Raw genomic sequence first — 19,240 nt, forward strand, 5'->3', positions numbered from 1 at the left:
ATCAGGCGGCGTTGCGGCCTGCCTGGCGGCGGGTCAGGTCGTTGAAGCGACCCAGCGACATCAGGTGCTGGTGAATCAGCGCCAGCCAGCCGTTGCGGTGCCATTCGACGACGGTCGCATCCGGCAGCGCGATGAACTTCTCGACGTCGACCACGAAGAAGCCGTTGAGGTTGAACTCGCGACCATCGGGCAGGCGCACGGTTGCATTGCGCTCGACCAGCAGGCCGTTGTCGACCAGTGCCTTGGAGAATGCCTGGGTCTGCTCGTGCTCGCGGGTGAACTGGCCGCAGAACTCAAGCGCCTGCTGCACCATCTCGGTTGCCTTGCCATCGACGAACAGCGGCTGGCCTTCGTCGCCGCCACGGACGATGCGCGGGCTGTCTTCGTCGATGCCGAGCAGGAAGTCATTGTCCGCGCCGGTGTCGATGAAGATGAAGGGATGGCGGCGCAGGTAGGCCGGAATGTAGGTCTCGTCGTCCCACAGCCCATCGGTGATGAACAGGTTGTCGGTGGTCACGCCCACGGCGGCCATCGGCACCGCGCTCGGGCCAGCGAACAGGATCGGGAAGTGGTGCAGCGCCAGCGAGAATTCGCCCAGCACCAGCGGGATGGAGTTGCTGTTGGCAGCGAACTCGAGCTTGCCCGGCAGGATGCGCAGATCGGCGTGCAGGTCTGCCTGCAGCGGCACCGGGCGGGTGTAGAACAGGGGCGCGCCGCTCGGCGCAGCTTCGGTGGTGGTGTCGCTGGTGGTGGTCATCGTGGAAACCATGTCGATCATGCGCGCCTGCCATCCCGGGCGCGCCAGCGGGAACAACCTGAATCCCGCATTATCAACAAGGCAGGTGACAACGGCCACCCCGCCGCCCCAGTTATTTCAGCTGCAACGGGTAGCGCTGCCACAGTACGTGGACCAGGAAGCCTGCCAGTTCGGTATCGCGCGCACTGACCGCCGCGCGGATCTTGTCCAGCAGGACCATGTCGCTGCAATGCCGCACATCGGCGTGGTTGGCCTGGCCGGCGCGCCGTGCCCGATAGCGTGCAGCCCGCTGTGCATCGCTCATTGCGTACCCGAACTTGGGCGGCCGACCGCGTTTGCGCGGCAGGGTCAGCTCCAGGGTTCCGGGATCATTGTCATCACGCATGGGCAGGGTGCGGGCGGCGGCAAGCAACGGGGGGTGCGCAATTTATCGTGAGGCATCACTTTAATCCAGCTTTTTCTGCAGTTTTGTTGCAATGCAATGCAATGCAATGCAGGTGCGTGGCGCACGTATGGCACCCATCCACGCATGGCGTGGGAAGTAGATCCACGCCATGCGTGGATGACCCCCTCGCCAATACAAGAATGGGAGCCCGCGAACGGGCTCCCTGCATCCACCTTACGCTGCACGCACCGGCTCGTAGCCATGCAGGTGCGATTCGCTGCTGGCCCGTCCCTGGCTCAGCGAACGCAGCGAGGTCGTATACCCGACCAGCTGCGCCAGCGGCGCGAACCCGCTGACTTCGGCGCGACCGTCCTGGTCGTCGATGCGGGCGACGCGTCCATGGCGGCGATTCAGGTCGCCCACGACGTCCCCCACCGAGGCCGACGGCGAATGCACCGTCACCGCCATCACCGGCTCCAGCAGCTGTGTGCCACTGGCCGCCAACGCGGCCTTGATTCCCTCGCTGCCGGCCCGATGGAACGCCATCTCCGACGAATCCTTCGCGTGGGCCTGGCCATCCACCAGGCTGACTTCGATGCCGACCACCGGATGGCCCTGCGGGCCTTCCGACAGCGCGGCACGAACGCCCTTCTCCACCGCAGCGATGAAGTTGCGCGGCACCACGCCACCGACGATGCGGTCATTGAACACAACCTCACCGTCGTCGCGCGGCACCACATCCAGCACCACGTGCGCGAACTGGCCCTGGCCACCGGTCTGCTTGACCAGGCGGCCCACAACGCCTTCCACGGCACGCTGCGGCGTTTCCTGGTAAGCCACGCGTGGCGCGCCAATGCCGATGTCCAGCTTCCATTCGCTGCGCAGCCGCTCGACCATCACCTCCAGATGCAGCTCGCCCATGCCCCAGGCCAGGGTTTCACCGGTCTCGCGATCGGTTTCCACCCGGAACGAGGGATCTTCCTGGGCCAGGCTTGCCAGGCCCTGCGCCAGCCGGATCAGGTCGGCCGCACGTGCCGGCTCCAACCGCCAGGCCAGTACCGGGGCCTGTGCCTGGATGCTCTCCAGGCGCAACGGCTGCCCTCGCCCGCTCAGCGTTTCACCGCTGACCGCATCCTTCCAGCCCAGCACCGCCACGATGTCGCCGGCCACCGCCTGCCCGATGTCCTGGGTCTGGTCGGCCTGCACGCGCACCAGCCGGCTGATGCGACGCCCTTGCGGGTGCTGCGAGCTGGCCACGTTGTCGCCTACCTTCAAGGTGCCCGAATACAGCCGTACGAAGCTCAACGCACCGTGCTGCTGGTGGGTGATCTTGAACAGCAGGCCGGCCAACGGGCCGTCCGGGTCCGGCGGCAGCAGGACGTCGCCGTCCTCGCCTTCGGCAGTGACCGCAGGACGATCCAGCGGCGACGGCAGGTAATCGACCACCGCATCCAGCAGTGTTTCGATGCCCTTGTCCTTGAAGGCAGCACCCGCCAGCACCGGCACGCCAGCGCCCGCCAGCGTCGCGCGACGGATCGCTGCGCGCAGCGTCGCCGCGTCGATGTCACGACCTTCCAGCCATGCTGTTGCCAGCGCATCATCATGGTCGGCCACGGCTTCGACCAGCGCATTGCGCTGCGGTTGCCACTGCGCGCGCTCTGCTTCGCCCCATGCCGTCACCGTTGCCGCGCCTGCGTCCTGCCACTGCAGTACACGGCCATCGACCAGGTCGACCCAGCCGTGCAAGTCGCCCTCACTGCCCAACGGCACGCCCAGCGCCCACGGTCGCGCCCGCAGCTTGTCCTGCAGCTGCTCCAGCACGCGCTCGAACGAGGCGCCGATGCGATCCATCTTGTTGACGAACGCAATCAACGGCACGCCATGCCGGCGCGCCTGGCGCCACACGGTTTCCGATTGCGGCTGCACGCCGTCCACGGCCGAGAACACGGCCACGGCACCGTCGAGCACGCGCAGCGAGCGCTCGACCTCGATGGCGAAGTCGATATGGCCGGGCGTGTCGATCAGGGTCAGCTGGTGCAGCGGCAGATCGCGCGGCGCCCACTGTGCGTGCACGGCGGCCGCACCGATGGTGATGCCACGTTCGCGCTCGATCGCCGAGAAGTCGGTGGTCGCGTTGCCGTCATGCACTTCGCCGACGCGGTGGATCTCGCCGGTCTTCCACAGAAGGCGTTCGGTAAGGGTGGTTTTGCCAGCGTCGATGTGGGCAATGATGCCGAGGTTGCGAAGACGCGACAGCGTCTGGGTGTTGGTGTTCATGAGAAAGGTTCCTGCTGGGCCAACTTCGGGGGCCGCACACGCTGGTTGGCAACGGCGTGTGCGGCTAGCGTTCGGTCTCGGCGATCTGGTGCATGGCACGTTCTCCTTGCGGTGGAGCGGGTTGAGGGATAGGGGCGGAAACGAAAAGAGCGCCCCGGAGGGCGCTCTGTGGATGGTCCAGCGAAGGCCGCGATCAGCGGCCTCGCAGGGCTCCAGGCAGACACGCCCGTTCCGCGCTTGCGCGGGTCAGGGTGAAAAACTTCAGGAGCGGCATCCGGTTCATGCGGCGCATTCTAGACCTGTCAATCTGGCGCGCAAGTGAATATTGCGCGCATGGATGGAACGATGAGCCCCGAAGTAGAGCCACCCCATGGGTGGCTGCAACCCAGGTCGTCAGGCGAATTACTTGCAGTCGTGCAGCCGGCGGGCATCGCCCACGGTCGCCGCGTGCTGCTCAACGGTCGACACCCAACCCTTCAGCGACATCGCCGGATCGTTGCCCTGCTTGCGCGGACCGCCATGGATCAGCACTTCGGTCCAGCTGCCGGTCGGCGCCAGTTCGGCCAAGCGTGCGGCCTGGTCCTCGTCGGTACTGAAGGTGTCGTCAGGCGAGGAGGGTTTTGCGTTGTTGACCGTCGCCTGCTTGCGTACGCGCACACGCAGGGCGCCATCCGGCATGCGCTGGGTGGCCACCTCGTAGCGCTCCACGCCGTAGGCCCACTTTGATTCGCCGGGGCGACGCGTCTCAGTGCCGTCATCGGCAACCTCGATCGACTCGCCGGTGACCGAGCCCAGCGCAGCAATGCCGCCGAAGCCGGCCATCATCGCCTCGTAGGCCACCATCTGCCGCTGCTCGACCGACAGCTTGCTGGCGTCCGGTTTCATGCCGGGCAGGTTGAGATAGACCGCCTTCTTGCACAACAGCAGCACGCGCTTGTCCTCCCAGGCCATCGAGATCTCACCATTGGCGAAGTACTCGGTGGTGAACGATGAAACCGCTGCGCCCTCGCCGGTTGAATGGCGGGTCTCAATCAGCGACGCCTCTTCGGACGCTGTCATCAGCGAGACCTTGGTGGTCGCGGCGGCTCCTGCGGTACCGACAATGCCGATCAGGGCAGCGAACAGTGCGCAACGCGTGCGGGAGAGAGTCATCAGGCCATTCCTTTGAAAAAAACGAACCGCACATGATACGCGGCCAGATCCGGGGCGCCGCTTCGTCTCAGGTAACCACCACCAACGGCACACCGCGGCGCGGATGCTGCAGCACCACCACGTCCTGCTGGTAGACACGCTGCAGGTTGCCCTCGGTCAGCACGTCCGAAGGCGCGCCGTCAGCGGCCACCCTGCCCTGCTCCAGCAATACGATGCGATCGGAGTACCCGGCCGCCAGGTTGAGGTCATGCAGTACCACGATCACGCACGCACCGGCTTCGGCGCAGGCACGTACGCTGCGCAGGGTGCGCTCCTGGTGGCGCAGATCCAAGGCAGCCGTAGGCTCATCCAGCAGCAGCAACGGCGTGTCCTGTGCCAGCACGCGCGCGAACGTGGTGCGCGCCGATTCGCCGCCGGACAACTGCTGCACTTCGCGCAGGCGCAGCGCCTGCAGTTCGGCAGCATCGATCGCCCGCTCCACCTGCGCCTCATCCACCTGCGGATCCGGCGGGTGCGGCAGGCGCCCCATCGCCACCACTTCTTCCACGCTGAAGGCGAAGCGCACGCCGTGCTCCTGCGGCATCACCGCACGTTCGCGCGCAAGCGGTCCGGCCCGGTAGTCGCGCAACGGACGTCCATGCAGCTGCACATCGCCACCGTCGGCACGCAGATCGCCAGCCGCCACGCCCAGCAGGGTCGACTTGCCGGCACCGTTGGGCCCCACCAGCGCCGTCACCGTGCCCGGCTCGAATGCGAGGGTGATGCCATGCAGGATCTCGCGCTGCTGGCGACGCACCACCACGTCGCACAGTTGCAGGAAGGCGCTCATGCGGCCGCCTTGCGGCGCTGCTGCAGCACCAGCCAGAGGAAGAACGGCGCGCCCAGCGCGGCGGAGAACAGGCCCAGCGGAATCTCGGCAGGCGGGTCCAGGGTGCGCGCCGCAGTGTCGGCCACCACGATCAGCAGTGCACCCAGCAGCCCCGACAACGGCAGCAGCCAGCGGTGGCCAGGCCCAACCAGCAGGCGCGCCACGTGCGGCACCACCAGGCCGACGAAACTGATCGAGCCGGCGAATGCCACCGCCGCGCCGACCAGCAGCGCACTGAAGGCCACCAGCAGGCGCCGTGTACGCGCCACGTCCAGCCCCAGATGCTGTGCCTGGCGCTCGCCGAGCGCCAGCATGTCCAGCGGCGTGGCCAGCCGATGCAGTGCGAACGCGCCGATGGCGAACAGCGGCAGCACCGCCACCACGTCGGCCCAGTTCGCGCGCGCCAGCGAGCCCATCTGCCAGAACACCAGCGATTGCAGCTCGCTTTCGTTGGCGATGTAGGTCAGGAAGCCGATCAGTGCCGAACAGAACGCGGCCATCGCAATGCCCACCAGCAACAGCGTGGCATTGCCACTGCCCTTGCCCGGCCGCGCCAGCGCGTAGGTCAGCCCGATCGCGGCGGCACCGCCGCCGAAGGCCGCCACCGGCACCAGCCAACCGGCTGCACCCGCAGCGCCCAGCACGATCGCCGCCACGGCACCCAGCGCGGCGCCCTGGCTTACACCGACGATGCCCGGATCGGCCAGCGGATTGCCGAACAGTCCCTGCAGGCTGGCACCGGCCATCGCCAGCGCGGCGCCAACCATCGCCCCCAGCAACGCACGCGGAATGCGCAGCTGCCAGACCACGGCCAGGTCACGGCTGCTGACCGATTGCGGATCCAGCAGGCCCAGCTTCACCGCCAGTGCCTGCATCACTTCCAGCGGCGGCAAGCGCAGCGGCCCCACGGCGAACGATGCCAGCACCGCGCCCAGCAGCGCGAGCAGCGCAATCAACAACATCGTCCGCCCGCGACGGCGGCGTCGATCCGCAGGGCTCATGCCTTCGGCAGCGCCGCCAGCGCCTGCGCCAGGGCCAATGCACCGGCACCGGAACCGATGCTGGCGTACTTCAACTGCGCATCCGGCATCACCCAGACCCGGTTGGCCTGTCCGGCCGGGGTCTGCTTCAGCGTCGGGTAGGCCTTCCACAGGCCTTGGGCACCACCAAACAGCTGCAGGTCATGCTCGGTCACCAGGATTACCTCCGGCGCCGCCGCGACCACACCTTCATTGCTCAGCTGCGAATAGTTGGCCACGCCGGCCTCGGTGCCGATGTTCAGGCCGCCGGCCAGGGCGATCAGCTTGGCCGATGCGCTGTCGGCACCGGCCACGGTGGGCGCACCGCCCGCTCCCGTCGCCGACACATGGATCACCCGCGGCGCATGCGCCAGGCCCTTGCCGATCGCGGCGGCCTCATCCAGCTGGCGCTGCACCTGCGTGGCCAGGGTCTGCCCTGCGTCGGCCACGCCGAGCACGGCGGCGATCTTGCGCACCTTGTCCGGCGCCGGCTGCAGGTCATCGATCACCACTGCAGGCTCGCCCACTTCGCGCAGCTTCTTTGCCAGTTCGGTGTGGCGACGCAGGCTGTTGCCGATGAACAGCGACCCCTGCAGGCTGAGAACCCCCTCCACGCCGGTCGTGCGGTTGAACAGGAACTGGTGCGGTGCGGCCAGCCCTGCCTCGGTGGTGGTGTTGGTCGGCGCGGCGAACACCTGCTTGCCCAGGCCCAGCGCCTCGATCACGGCGATGATGTCGTCACCGCCGGCAATGATCCGGCTGCTGTCATCCACCTCCACATCGGCGCCATCGTCGGAGTGCACCTTGCTCGGCAGCACCGCCTGCTGCCCCGGCAGTGCCGGCACATCGTTGCCTGCCACCCGCTGCCAACCTGCGGGTAGTGCTCCCGCCTTGGCGGTGGCGGCCGCCGGTGCTGCTGCGTCTGGGCTGCCGGCAGACGGCGGCGCTTTGTCGCCACAGGCGGCCAGCACCAATGAAACGGCAATCGGAAGCGCGCACTGGCGCAGGCGGGAAGCGATGTTCATGCAGATTCTCCTTGCTGGCAGGGCGGCGGGGCGCCGCCCTGCCCTGTGGCTTACGGCTGGCGCAGGCTGATGCGGGTGATGCGGTCACCCTTCGGATCTTCAGCGCCACGCGACTTGTTCACGGCGAAGACATTGCCCTTGCCATCGGCACGGACGTGATTGGGGAAGGTGCCGCCATCGAGGTTGCCGACCACCTTGCCATCACGGTCGACGGCAGTGACGGTGCCGGCACCGCGATTGGTGACGTAGGCCAGGCCACTGTTCGCATCGAAGGCCACGTTCAGTGCGCCGGCGCCGACCGGCACGTCGTGCACGACCTTGCCGCTGGCCACGTCGACGATCAGCAGGTTGTCGGTGCCCTGCGAGGCTACGTAGAGGCGGTTGCGCTCGGCATCGAAGGCAACGCCCGAAGCGCTGATCGCATTGCCCAGGTCGATGACCTTGTCGACCTTGCCGCTGGCCACATCGATCACCGCCGCTTCCGGCGTACCGATGCTGACCGTGAACAGCTTGCCGCTGGGCTCATCCAGCACCAGGCTCATCGGCACGAACTTCTCGTCGTCCACGCCGGAGGCCAGGGTGATCGGCTCCAGTGCCTTCAGCGTCTTCGCATCGAACACCGACAAATGGTCTTCACCGGCGGCCGAGGCGAACACCTTGCCGTGCGTGCTGTCGACCACCACGTCGCGGGCGTGCGGCACGGCGCCGACCGGGAACTGGTGGACCAGCGACAGATCCGCCTGGCGATAGACAGCCACGGTGTCCTGGCGGGTGTTGCTGACCCAGACATTGCCATTGGCATCATCCACGCCCACGCCATACACCGCGAACACCGCACCGTTGGTGCTGCCCGGCACCTGCGCCGGGGTGATGGCCTTGGTCACCTTCAGCGACTTCGGGTCCAGTTTCAGCAGCTGCGACTGGGTGACCGGCGGGCGGCCGACGGCCGAGGTCACGAACACGGCATTGCTGGCAGCACTGTAGGCCGACTGGTACAGGCCCGGCACCAGCTTGTTGGACTGGGTGGCGAACTTCGCCTGGCCCGACAGCGGCAGCTGCGGCGACACGCGCAGCTTCAGCACGGCTGCGGCGGCCGGCTGGCTGGCGCGCACCACCACCGGATGGGTACCCGGCACGGCGTCGGCCGGAATGGCCAGCTGGGTCTTGAAGTTGCCATCGGCATCGACCACCACCGGCTGGCTGTTGAGCACGGTATCGCCACGCAGCAGGCTGACCTGCTGGCCCGGCACGAAGCCGCGGCCGGTGACATCGGCGGTGCTGCCGGGAACCACGTTCTCACCGCGTGAGACAACCTGGCCCTTGAAGGTAGCGCTGGCCGGCTGGTCGAACACCGGCTGTGCGCTGGCGGTCACTGCCAGCAGCAGGCCGGCGGCCAGGGAAGTGAGGCGGAAAGACGGACGGAATGACATGGAAGGCTCCTTGCACACGTAGGCCGCGCCTGGTGGCGCGGGATTCATCGGTTGCCTTGGCCGCTGCACATCGACAGTCCGCCTGGGTAGTGGGGTCGCACGGCACTGCCGTGCGAGGGGTTCATTCGGCGGCGCTGTCTCCACCGGCCGGCGGGCCGTCGGCGGCGCTGCGGTCGGTCACGCCATACAGCTCATGCAGCGCCGCGTGGAAGGACGCAGGCAGCATCGGGCCATGGCCCAGGCCCGGGAACTCGCGGTACCGCACGCTCAGCCCCGGCACCTTGCCCAGGCGCTGGGACAGCTGCATCGCCGCATCCGGGGTGGCGCCACCAATGCGGCGCAGATGCGCGACCACGCGCGGATTGCTCATGTCGCGCTTGCCACGGTCGCCGACGCGCTCGGCACCACCCAGCATCAGCCACACCTTTGCTGGCTGGCCATGCACGTTCTGCACGAACTGCTGCTCGATGTCACCCAGAGGCGCCCCCTGGCTCCACCACAATGACGGACTGGCACTGAGGTAGTACTGGAAGGCGGCCGGACGGGTGTACAGGCTGCTGAGCACGAACAGGCCGCCCAGCGAATGGCCCCACAGGGCCTGCTGCTGGCGATCGATGTTGGCGCGGCGTTCCACTTCCGGCTTGATGCGACGCTCGATCATGTCCAGGAAGGCCGCTGCGCCGCCGCCGACAGCCTGCGTCCTGCCGCTTTCGTCATCGGCGCGATCGATCCATGCGGTGTAGTCGCGGGTGCGCGACGCCGAATCGATGCGCAGGTCGTTGTCATAGCCGATCAGCACCAGCACCGGCGGCACTTTCCGTGCGGCAAGCTCGGCCAGCAGCGGCTGGTCCAGCACCATCGCCACGGCGTTGCCGTCCAGTGCGTACAGCACCGGCGATGGCGCCTTGGAGGCCTTGGCCGGAATCGCCACATTCACCCGCCAGCGGCGCTGCTGGTCGGGGCTGTCGATCACGAAACGCTCGAAGCGATAGCTCGCCGCCGGTGCATCGAGCACGGTCTGGCCCATCTTCTGCAGCGGATTGCGTTGCTGCGCGTATGCGTACGGGGTAGCCAGGAGCAGGCCCATCATCAAGGCGGCCAGGCCGGACAACAGCGGGCCACGGCGCGGAGGCAGGACGGAAGACTTCATCAGTGACGGCGAAAGCGGCACACGGCCACCGGTTCACAAGGGACCGCAGTCTACCTCAAACGCGAATGATTATCACATCGATCAAACGTCACGCTGTGTATCACGCGCGCGATGACCCGCTTGCGCAGGACGCGGCATTTCCCCTATTTTGCCGCCACCGGGGCATTGGATCGCCCCGCTTACAGCGCGGCCACGGAGGGCGGGCAGCCTGCCGCCGACCAGGCCGCGTCATCCGCGCCACGACTGCCATGGGATTGGATCCCATGATTGTGAGACTGCCTTGAAGCACATCCCCCTGATCGCCCTCTCCCTCGGCCTGCTTGCGCCGCTGGCCGCGCACGCCGCGCAGGATCTGCCGTCGCTCTACCAGGCCTACGAAGAGGCCGGCAATTCGACGCTGAGCATGGAACAACTCAACCAGACGGTGACGTTCACTGCGGTGGCGCTGGGCGTGTCCAGCAACCTGCAGGGCGAGCCGCTGATCGAAGCAGGCGATGACCAGGGCAATGTCCTGGCCCGGCTGACCACCTCCGATGAGCAGCAGGCTGCCAAGCTGGGCGCCCTGGAAGAAGGCGCAACGTTCACCGCCGACTGCACGCTGCAGTTCAGTTCCGGCACGGACTACCTGTCCTTCGGTGATTGCACCATCAAATAAAGACGAAGCCGGCGAAATGCCGGCTTCAGTTCATTGCCCCTGCAGAGTCGAGCCATGCTCGACTCCCGCAGCCTCACGGCCCCGTGGGCACCGGGCCGTACACGTTCTCCTGCGGCGTACCCGGCATCAGCGCGAACACGAAGATCACCAGGCCGCCAAGCGGAACGAAGGCCAACAGGTACAACCAGCCCGACTGATTGCAGTCATGCAGGCGGCGCACGGTGACGGCGATGACCGGCAGCAGGGTGGCCAGCCAGAACACGACAAACAGAATGATCGACGCAATGCCCAGGCCATCGGACTGCATCACCAACCCGGCGATGAGCGGCACCATCAGCACGGCGGAGACGATCAACATGAACAGCTGGAACATCCAGTACTCGCGACGGTTGGCACGGCCATCGAACTGGGCGTAACGCTTCAACGGCAGAATCATTTCCTGCACGGCATCAATCCTTGAAAAAGTAGCCGCGCAGTCTGCCAAAGACCGGCACGCAGGACAATGTAGACCCGAGCCGAGCATGGCTCGACTCCACAAAAGCGGGGTCAGCGGCCTTTTGCAGCCCTCGCCGCTTCGCGCTCGGCGCGCAGGCGATCCAGTTTTTCCTTCAGCTTGATCTCCAGCCCGCGCGGCACCGGGTTGTAGTACACCCGCTCGCCCATCGCATCGGGGAAACCGGTCTGGTCCAACGCGATGCCGCCCTCGGCATCGTGGTCGTACTGGTACTCGGCGCCGTAGCCCAGCTCCTTCATCAGCTTGGTCGGTGCATTGCGCAGGTGCAGTGGCACTTCTTCGGTACCACTGTCGCGCACATCGGCCTTGGCCTGGTTGAAGGCGGCATAGCCGGCATTCGACTTGGCGGTGCTGGCCAAGTACAGCACCAGCTGCGCGAAGGCGAGCTCACCTTCCGGGCTGCCCAGCCGCTCGTAGATGTCCCACGCTTCCAGCGCCATGCTCTGCGCGCGGGGATCGGCCAGGCCGATGTCCTCGATGGCCATGCGGGTGAGCCGGCGCGCCAGATAGGACGGATCGCAGCCACCGTCGAGCATGCGCGTCAGCCAGTACAACGCGGCATCGGGATTGGAGCTGCGCACGGACTTGTGCAGCGCCGAGATCTGGTCGTAGAACTGCTCGCCGCCCTTGTCGAAGCGGCGGGTGCGGTCGGCCAGCACCTGGGTCAGCGTCTGCGGGGTGATGCGACCACCCTCCCCGCCCGCCAGCTCGGCGGCGATTTCCAGCAGGGTCAGCGCACGGCGGACGTCGCCATCAGCGGCGGTGGCGATCTCCAGCAGCAGCTCGGGCGCGACTTCGATGCGTTCCTCGCCCAGCCCGCGCTCGCGATCACCGAGCGCACGTTCCAGCGCTTCGACGATGTCGGTTGGCGAAACACCTTCCAGCACGTGCACGCGGCAACGCGACAGCAGCGCCGAGTTCAATTCGAACGACGGGTTCTCGGTGGTTGCACCGACGAACAGGATGGTGCCGCGCTCGATGTGCGGCAGGAATGCATCCTGCTGCGCCTTGTTGAAGCGGTGCACTTCATCGACGAACAGCACCGTGCGGCGACCTTCGGCGAAGCGCTGCGCGGCCTCGGCCAGCACCTGGCGCACTTCCGGCAGGCCGGACAGCACGGCGGAAATGGCACGGAATTCGGCGTCGGAGTATTCAGCCAGCAACAGCGCCAGGGTGGTCTTGCCGCAGCCGGGCGGCCCCCACAGGATCATCGAATGCACGCGTCCGGATTCGACGGCGCGGCGCAGCGCGCTCTCTGGCGCGAGCAGGCGCTTCTGCCCGACCATCTCATCCAGGGTGCGGGGGCGCATGCGCTCGGCCAGCGGGCGCATGTGTTCCCGATCGACACTCAGCAGATCGGGGCCGGGGAATGAAGTGGAGCGATGTCTTGGCACGCGGTCATTGTACCGCGAGAGCGTGCCAACCAAGGTTGGCACCCACCAAGGGCGATGCCGATTGACACCCACCAGAGCAGGTAGCGCCGGGCCATGCCCGGCGGGCCGGAGCTCTGCGGCAATCGGTAGTGCCGGCCGCTGGCCGGCAGATCAAAAGCGTGTCAACCAAGGTTGACGCCTACCAAGGGCGGTAGCGCCGGGCCATGCCCGGCGACCGCAATCAGTTGCCGATGACGTCGGTACCGGCCGGCGGGGTGAAGCGGAAGGTGTTGGCGGCGAAGCTGGGGTTGCGCTTCCAGCCGCTGAAACTGATCACGGTGCGCTGGCCCACGGCGTCGGTGATCTCCATTTTCGCCAGGCCCTGCGCGTTGAAGCCCAGCGCGGCGTACTGGAAGCTGGCTTCGGTCTCGCGCTTCGGCGACAGCGACAGCCACTGCAGGCCATCGCGGGTGGCGGCCTCTTGGCTCACGTCGTACTGCTGCTCCAGCAGTGCCGGATTGATCAGCGCGGTCAGCGGGCTGTTCTGCTCTTCCTTGCCCTGCTCGCGCACGGTCGCCTGCTCCAGATCCGGCTCGAACATCCACACCTTCTTGCCGTCAGCCACGATCAGCTGCTCGTGCGGGCGCACGTATTCCCAACGGAACAGGCGCGGTGCCGACAAAGCGACGCGACCACTGGTGGATTCCTTGACCTTGCCGCGGCTGTCGAACACCTGCTGGCTGAACTGCCCATCCAGACCCTTCAGGCCGGTGGTGAAGGTCTTCAGGTCATCACGGGCGCCGGCCCAGGCGCTGCCCGCAGCGGCGCAGGCCACGGCCAGGGTGGTGGTGGCAAGGAAACGACGGAGGCGAAGGTTCATGCAGGGATCCTGTGGGCGCGCGGCCAGGAAAGTTGGGTGCCAGTGTGCCCGGCGAAAGATGAATGGGCGATCAGGACGCCATTATGACGCCCTGATCGCTGATCGGCGATTCAGCTGCCAGCGGCCGGCAGCTTGCCGTACAGCACCTGACCACGGAAGCCGCGGCGTACCTCGCGGAACAGCGCGCGGAACGCGGCATAGTCCTGCGGCTGGCACAGCGCCTCGGCGCCGCGCACCGCGTTCTGCTGCAGGCGGTGATGCACGGTCACTTCCTGGCCCTGCCGGCTCCAGTCGACCCGGTACTCGCCGGCCGCATTGGCAAACCGCTGGCTGCGCGGAATCGCGATGATCGGGGCATTGGCCGGGAACTGCAGGCGATAGGTTTCCTCTCGCAGGCTGGCATTGCAGTAGAACGGCGTCTCGTTGTCCGGCGCCGAGGCGCTGGCATACAGCCCGCGTACCGATTCACCACCGGGAGGATCGGGCACGGCCATGCCGCCGGCCACGTCGAAGTCCACGTAGTCCTCGGCCTGGAAGGCCATGCGATAGCCAAACGGCCGGGTCAGGTCGACCGGCACACCCTGCAGCTGCAGCTGGCCGCGGCCATCGAAACCGGACGCGGCCATGATCGATTCTTCAGCGCGCGCCCGGTTCTGTGCATTGAGCTGGGCGAACTGCGCGCGCATGCCGATCTCGGCGTTGTCGCTCAGCTGCGGCACTGTCTCGCCACGCAGGTTGCCCTGCGCGTCGAAGGTGAAGCGCACCTCCATCACCGTGGCGTTGCGCTGCGGATCATTGGCCGGCGTGCGTGCCAGGGTGGCATCGCGGGTGTGCAGCACCGGCGCGCCGAGGTCGCCGTCGGGCAGCTGGCCGAAGCGCGCCCAGGCACTGGTCGAATCCAGGTACAGGTCGAACTCGGGCACGTAGGTGATGGCGTGGTTGAAGCGGCCCAGCAGCGGAATCTTCGGCAGCGTCGGGCCGCCACCGGCACCGATCAGCACCGGCGAACTGGTGATGCCCTTGGCCGCCAGCAGCGCCTCGAGGATCGTTACGTGGTCCTTGCAGTCGCCATAGTGGTTGTCGAGGATGCTCTGCGCACTGTTCGGCTCCAGGCCGCCATTGCCCAGGTACACCGCCACGTAGCGGATGTTCTGCGCCACCCAGCGGTACAGCGCATCGGCCTGCGCGCGACGGTCGCTGATGCCGGCGGTGACTTCATCGGCCAGCGCCTGGATCTCCGGGGTGACCTGTGCGGCCGGCCCTGCTTTCAATTGGTAGGCGCGGCCCATCTGCGCCCAGTCGCGATAGGTGCTGGCCATGATGTTCGGCCCGAACTCCCACACCGCCGCCGACCAGTTCTGCGCCTGCATCGGCTCGCGGCGCTGGTAGCGCCAGCGCCATTGCGCCTGGCCGTTCTTCACCACCGGTCGGTCACTGCCCTGCACGCCACGGCTGTCCACGAACATGGGCAGATTGGCCGGCGCGCTGAGGGTCACTTCGGCATCGTCGTACTGGGTGAACACATTGAAGGTTTCCCACAGGCCGAAGTAGCCCGGGAAATAGGGCGTCAGCTGGGTCCGGCGCACCTGGTAGAACAGCCGCGTACCCGGCGCCAGGTTCGGGAACACGATCACCCGCACCTTGCGGTCGGCATACATCGCCGCCGAGGCACTGGAATAGCTTTCCTGGGTGTAGATGCGGTCGGCCGGCACTTCGCGGCGCTGGCCGTCGGCGGTCAGCGTATAGGCGTTGACCACATCCAGCGTTTCCATCTTCTCGCTGTAGCTCAACCGCACCTGGCTGAACTGCTCCACCGCTGCCTTGGTCTTGAGCAGGATCTCGTAGGTTTCGGTCTGCACGTTGCCGGCATCGGCGCGCACCTGGTAGTCGGCGCGATAACGTACAAAGCTGAAGTTGTTGCTGGCCTCGGCATCGCTGCCGGTGGACGGCGGCGCGACTGCGGGTACAGCCGTCGCGGCGGCGTCGGCCAGCGCCGGGCCGGCTGCCAGCAGGCAGGCCAGCGCCAGCGCGCAGGAAACGGGTTGAAGCATGCGTCGGTTCCTTGGACGTCGGGAATGCGGCAGGGCTTGGCTTACTTCGGCGGGGGCGGTGCCAGCACCGTGCGGTCGCCGTTGTGCTCGGGCGGACTGACCACACCGGCCGCTTCCATGGCCTCGATCAGTCGCGCCGCGCGGTTGTAGCCGATCTTCAGGCGACGCTGCACACCGGAAATCGACGCGCGGCGGGTCTCGGTGACCACGCGCAGCGCTTCGTCGTACAGCGGGTCGGACTCATCGCCGCCGCCGGAACTGGTCTCCGGCAGGCCGGTCGCACCGACCACCACGCCATCGCCCATCGTCTGCACTTCGTCCAGCACGCCGTCGACATAGTCGGCCGGCCCCATTGCCTTGAGGTGCTCGACCACGCGATGCACTTCCTCATCGGACACGAAGGCGCCGTGCACACGCTCGGGCATCGCCGTGCCAGGCGGCAGGTACAGCATGTCGCCGTGACCGAGCAGCGTCTCGGCGCCGGACTGGTCGAGGATGGTGCGCGAATCGATCTTCGAGCTGACCTGGAAGGCGATGCGGGTGGGGATGTTGGCCTTGATCAGGCCGGTGATGACGTCCACCGACGGGCGCTGGGTGGCCAGGATCAGGTGGATGCCGGCCGCACGTGCCTTCTGCGCCAGTCGCGCGATCAGCTCTTCGACCTTCTTGCCGACGATCATCATCATGTCGGCGAATTCATCGATGAAGATGACGATGAACGGCAGTGTCTCCAGCGGGCGCGGCGCCTCGCCCAGCTCCGGGTTGGGCTTGAACAGCGGGTCCATCATCGGCTGGCCGGCGTCCTGGGCGTCTTTCACCTTCTTGTTGAAGCCAGCCAGGTTGCGCACGCCCACTGCGCTCATCAGCTTGTAGCGGCGCTCCATCTCGGCCACGCACCAGCGCAGGCCGTTGGCGGCCTCCTTCATGTCGGTGACCACCGGCGCCAGCAGATGCGGGATACCCTGGTAGACGCTCAGTTCGAGCATCTTCGGGTCGATCATCAGCATCCGCAGATCTTTCGGCGACGCCTTGAACAGCAGGCTCAACACCATCGCGTTGACCGCCACCGACTTGCCCGAACCGGTGGTACCGGCCACCAGCAGGTGCGGCATGCGCGCAAGGTCGGCCACGGTCGAGCGGCCGGCGATGTCCTTGCCCAGCGCCAGGGTCAGCACGCTGGCGGACTTATCGTATTCCTTCGAGCGCAGCAGCTCGGACAGGTAGATCATCTCGCGGGTGACGTTGGGGATTTCCAGGCCGATCACCGACTTGCCCGGGATCACATCGACCACACGCACCGACTTCACCGACAGGCCGCGGGCGATGTCCTTGTCCAGCGAACTGATCTGGCTGACCTTGATGCCCGGCGCCGGCTCGATCTCGAAGCGGGTGATGACCGGGCCGGGGTTGGCGCCGACCACCTGCGCTTCGATGCGGAAGTCCTTGAGCTTGAACTCGATCTGCCGCGACAGCGCGTCGAGGGTGTCCTTGTCATAGCCCACGGGCTGCGGCTTGGGATCATCCAGCAGGGCCAGCGGCGGCAGGTCCGAGCCGTCGCCATTGACGCCACGGAACATCGGGATCTGGTTGTCGCGCTTGGCCCGGTCGCTCTTTTCGATCACCGGCTCCGGGCGCGGCTCGATCTTCACCGGTTCGCGCTTGGCACGCACTTCGGCATCGGCCTTGCGCACTTCCTGGCGCTCCTCGCGCAGCGCACGGGTCTGCTGCCATTCGGTGGCCTGCTCCTTCTTGCGCTCCAGCAACGGTGCCAGCGACATCACGCCGCGGCCGATCTTCTCCATCACCACGAACCAGGACAGGCCCGTGGCCAGGGTGATCGAGGCCAGCAGCAACACCAGCACGAACAGGTTCGCGCCCAGCGCACCAAAGCCCACGCTGAGCGAATTGCCGACCAGCTTGCCGAGGATGCCGCCGGCACTGGAGACATCGCCACTGAACAGGCGCACGTGCAGGAAGCCGGTGCCGGCGATCAGGAAGCCGACCAGCCCGACCAACCGCAACGCGGGGTCCAGATCGTTCTCGCCCTTGCTCTCACGCTTGAGGCCGAACATCGCGATCCAGGCCAGCGCGCCCAGCACCACCGGCAGCAGGAAGGCGATGTAGCCAAACAGCTGCAGCAGCACGTCGGCGATCCACGCGCCCGCGCGGCCGCCCATGTTGTGTACCGGCGCAACCACGCTGCCGGTGTGTGACCAGCCCGGGTCCGTCGCTGAATAGGTGAAAAGGCTGGCAGCCAGATACAGCAGCGCCGGCGCGATGGCGATCAGACCCAGGTCGCGCCACAGGCGCTGACGGCGTGGGTTGTCGGTCGTGGCCGCTGCCGCCGAGCGACGCGATGCCTTTTTGTCGTCGGACCTGGAGCGTTCGGGGACCTGCTTCGCCACCTTAGACCATACCTTTGGAATGCGCTGTTAGTGTTTGATAATAAACGAGACGGCGTCAGTTTTCAGTTATCCGTTGCCGCGCAAGCGAGGACGGGGCCTGAAACCGCCCATGGATGGCGCTGTTCTGTTCATCGGCTTGAATCGCCCTGCCCCAGCCGCCACTCTATGACCAGCCAAGGATGCTGTGCAAACATCGCCGCGCCTTGTCCCATCTACCTTTTCGCGAGTCTACATGAGCACCAGCCTGCCCTCCCGCCACCAGCGTCTTGTCATCCTCGGTTCCGGCCCGGCCGGCTGGACCGCTGCCGTCTACGCTGCCCGCGCCAACCTGAAGCCGGTCGTCATCACCGGCCTGCAGCAGGGTGGCCAGCTGATGACCACCACCGAAGTGGACAACTGGCCGGGTGACGCCCATGGCCTGATGGGCCCGGACCTGATGGCGCGCATGCAGGCCCACGCAAAGCGCTTCGAGACCGAGGTCATCTTCGACCACATCCATACCGCGGACCTGTCGCAGCGCCCGTTCAAGCTGATCGGCGACAGCCACGAGTACACCTGTGACGCCCTGATCATCTCCACCGGCGCGACCGCCAAGTACCTGGGCATCCCGACCGAAGACGAGTTCAAGGGCCGCGGTGTCTCCGCCTGCGCCACCTGCGACGGCTTCTTCTACCGTGACCAGGACGTGGTCGTGGTCGGCGGCGGCAACACCGCCGTGGAAGAAGCGCTGTACCTGTCCAACATCGCCCGCAAGGTCTACCTGGTCCACCGCCGCGACACCCTGAAGGCGGAAAAGATCATGCAGGACAAGCTGTTCGCCAAGGTTGAAGCCGGCAAGATCGAAACGGTCTGGCACCACCAGGTGGAGGAAGTGCTGGGCAACGATGCCGGCGTGACCGGCGTGCGCGTGAAGTCGACCCTGGACGGAAGCACCCGCGACATCGATGCCCACGGCTTCTTCGTGGCCATCGGCCACCACCCGAACACCCAGCTGTTCGACGGCCAGCTGACCATGAACAACGGCTACCTGGAAATCCGTTCGGGCCTGGGCGGCAACGCCACCCAGACCTCGGTGGAAGGCGTGTTCGCCGCCGGCGACGTGGCCGACCAGCACTATCGCCAGGCGATCACCTCGGCCGGCTTCGGCTGCATGGCCGCACTGGACGCAGAGCGTTACCTGGATGCACAGGGCAAGGCCAGCTGAGAAGCGAACCTGCTTCTGTAGAGTCGAGCCATGCTCGACTGCGACAAAAGGCCGACGCGAGAGCGCCGGCCTTTTGTTTTCAGTAGCGCCAGGCC

At 66.8% G+C, this 19,240-nt stretch carries 16 protein-coding genes; 2 read left to right on the plus strand and 14 right to left on the minus strand.

Annotated features, from left to right (window positions below; all coding sequences use genetic code 11):
- Window position 1: 1 nt before the first annotated feature.
- The 9 genes from K5K93_RS02515 to K5K93_RS02555 all read right to left on the minus strand — a co-directional run bounded on the left by K5K93_RS02515 (window position 2) and on the right by K5K93_RS02555 (window position 10,063).
- A complete protein-coding gene (locus tag K5K93_RS02515; protein WP_222390951.1) occupies window positions 2-757 on the minus strand; it encodes a SapC family protein in 756 nt (251 codons plus the stop codon).
- Between the two features lie 112 nt (window positions 758-869).
- Entirely contained in the window at window positions 870-1,142 is a 273-nt protein-coding gene (locus K5K93_RS02520; RefSeq protein ID WP_025877210.1) for a hypothetical protein, read from the minus strand.
- Window positions 1,143-1,376: 234 nt separating this feature from the next.
- Window positions 1,377-3,419, minus strand: a complete 2,043-nt coding sequence (fusA, locus tag K5K93_RS02525; protein ID WP_222389659.1) for an elongation factor G — start codon at window positions 3,417-3,419, stop codon at window positions 1,377-1,379.
- A gap of 402 nt (window positions 3,420-3,821) precedes the next feature.
- Entirely contained in the window at window positions 3,822-4,571 is a 750-nt protein-coding gene (locus K5K93_RS02530; RefSeq protein WP_222389660.1) for a hypothetical protein, read from the minus strand.
- A 67-nt stretch (window positions 4,572-4,638) separates the two neighbouring features.
- Window positions 4,639-5,400: a heme ABC transporter ATP-binding protein gene (locus K5K93_RS02535; protein ID WP_222389661.1), complete on the minus strand. Its 762-nt coding sequence runs from the start codon at window positions 5,398-5,400 to the stop codon at window positions 4,639-4,641.
- Window positions 5,397-6,440: an iron ABC transporter permease gene (locus tag K5K93_RS02540; protein WP_025877218.1), complete on the minus strand. Its 1,044-nt coding sequence runs from the start codon at window positions 6,438-6,440 to the stop codon at window positions 5,397-5,399. The genes K5K93_RS02535 and K5K93_RS02540 overlap by 4 nt, the downstream gene beginning before the upstream one ends.
- A complete protein-coding gene (locus K5K93_RS02545; protein WP_222389662.1) occupies window positions 6,437-7,483 on the minus strand; it encodes an ABC transporter substrate-binding protein in 1,047 nt (348 codons plus the stop codon). The genes K5K93_RS02540 and K5K93_RS02545 overlap by 4 nt, the downstream gene beginning before the upstream one ends.
- A gap of 50 nt (window positions 7,484-7,533) precedes the next feature.
- Window positions 7,534-8,913, minus strand: coding sequence for an ATP-binding protein (locus K5K93_RS02550; protein WP_093818288.1), 1,380 nt, complete (start codon window positions 8,911-8,913; stop codon window positions 7,534-7,536).
- Window positions 8,914-9,034: 121 nt separating this feature from the next.
- A complete protein-coding gene (locus tag K5K93_RS02555) occupies window positions 9,035-10,063 on the minus strand; it encodes an alpha/beta hydrolase-fold protein (RefSeq protein WP_222389663.1) in 1,029 nt (342 codons plus the stop codon).
- Between the two features lie 280 nt (window positions 10,064-10,343).
- Here K5K93_RS02555 and K5K93_RS02560 point away from each other — a divergent pair, with 280 nt between their 5' ends.
- Entirely contained in the window at window positions 10,344-10,718 is a 375-nt protein-coding gene (locus K5K93_RS02560; protein WP_222389664.1) for a hypothetical protein, read from the plus strand.
- A 73-nt stretch (window positions 10,719-10,791) separates the two neighbouring features.
- Here the strand turns inward: K5K93_RS02560 and K5K93_RS02565 are convergent, their stop codons facing one another.
- The 5 genes from K5K93_RS02565 to K5K93_RS02585 form a co-directional block, all read right to left on the minus strand.
- Window positions 10,792-11,163: a DUF805 domain-containing protein gene (locus K5K93_RS02565; RefSeq protein WP_222389665.1), complete on the minus strand. Its 372-nt coding sequence runs from the start codon at window positions 11,161-11,163 to the stop codon at window positions 10,792-10,794.
- A gap of 101 nt (window positions 11,164-11,264) precedes the next feature.
- Window positions 11,265-12,563, minus strand: a complete 1,299-nt coding sequence (locus K5K93_RS02570; RefSeq protein ID WP_261311913.1) for a replication-associated recombination protein A — start codon at window positions 12,561-12,563, stop codon at window positions 11,265-11,267.
- Between the two features lie 283 nt (window positions 12,564-12,846).
- On the minus strand, window positions 12,847-13,485 hold the full coding sequence (gene lolA / locus K5K93_RS02575; RefSeq protein ID WP_222389667.1) for an outer membrane lipoprotein chaperone LolA: 639 nt from the start codon (window positions 13,483-13,485) through the stop codon (window positions 12,847-12,849).
- 110 nt (window positions 13,486-13,595) lie between these two features.
- A complete protein-coding gene (locus K5K93_RS02580; protein WP_059064157.1) occupies window positions 13,596-15,536 on the minus strand; it encodes a DUF3857 domain-containing protein in 1,941 nt (646 codons plus the stop codon).
- Between the two features lie 41 nt (window positions 15,537-15,577).
- Entirely contained in the window at window positions 15,578-17,941 is a 2,364-nt protein-coding gene (locus K5K93_RS02585) for a DNA translocase FtsK (protein ID WP_093818282.1), read from the minus strand.
- A 232-nt stretch (window positions 17,942-18,173) separates the two neighbouring features.
- Between K5K93_RS02585 and trxB the strand changes: the two genes are divergently transcribed.
- Window positions 18,174-19,145, plus strand: coding sequence for a thioredoxin-disulfide reductase (trxB, locus tag K5K93_RS02590; RefSeq protein WP_222389669.1), 972 nt, complete (start codon window positions 18,174-18,176; stop codon window positions 19,143-19,145).
- Window positions 19,146-19,240: the final 95 nt, after the last annotated feature.

It is taken from the genome of Stenotrophomonas sp. DR822, from assembly GCF_019793815.1.
Lineage (GTDB): Bacteria > Pseudomonadota > Gammaproteobacteria > Xanthomonadales > Xanthomonadaceae > Stenotrophomonas > Stenotrophomonas indicatrix.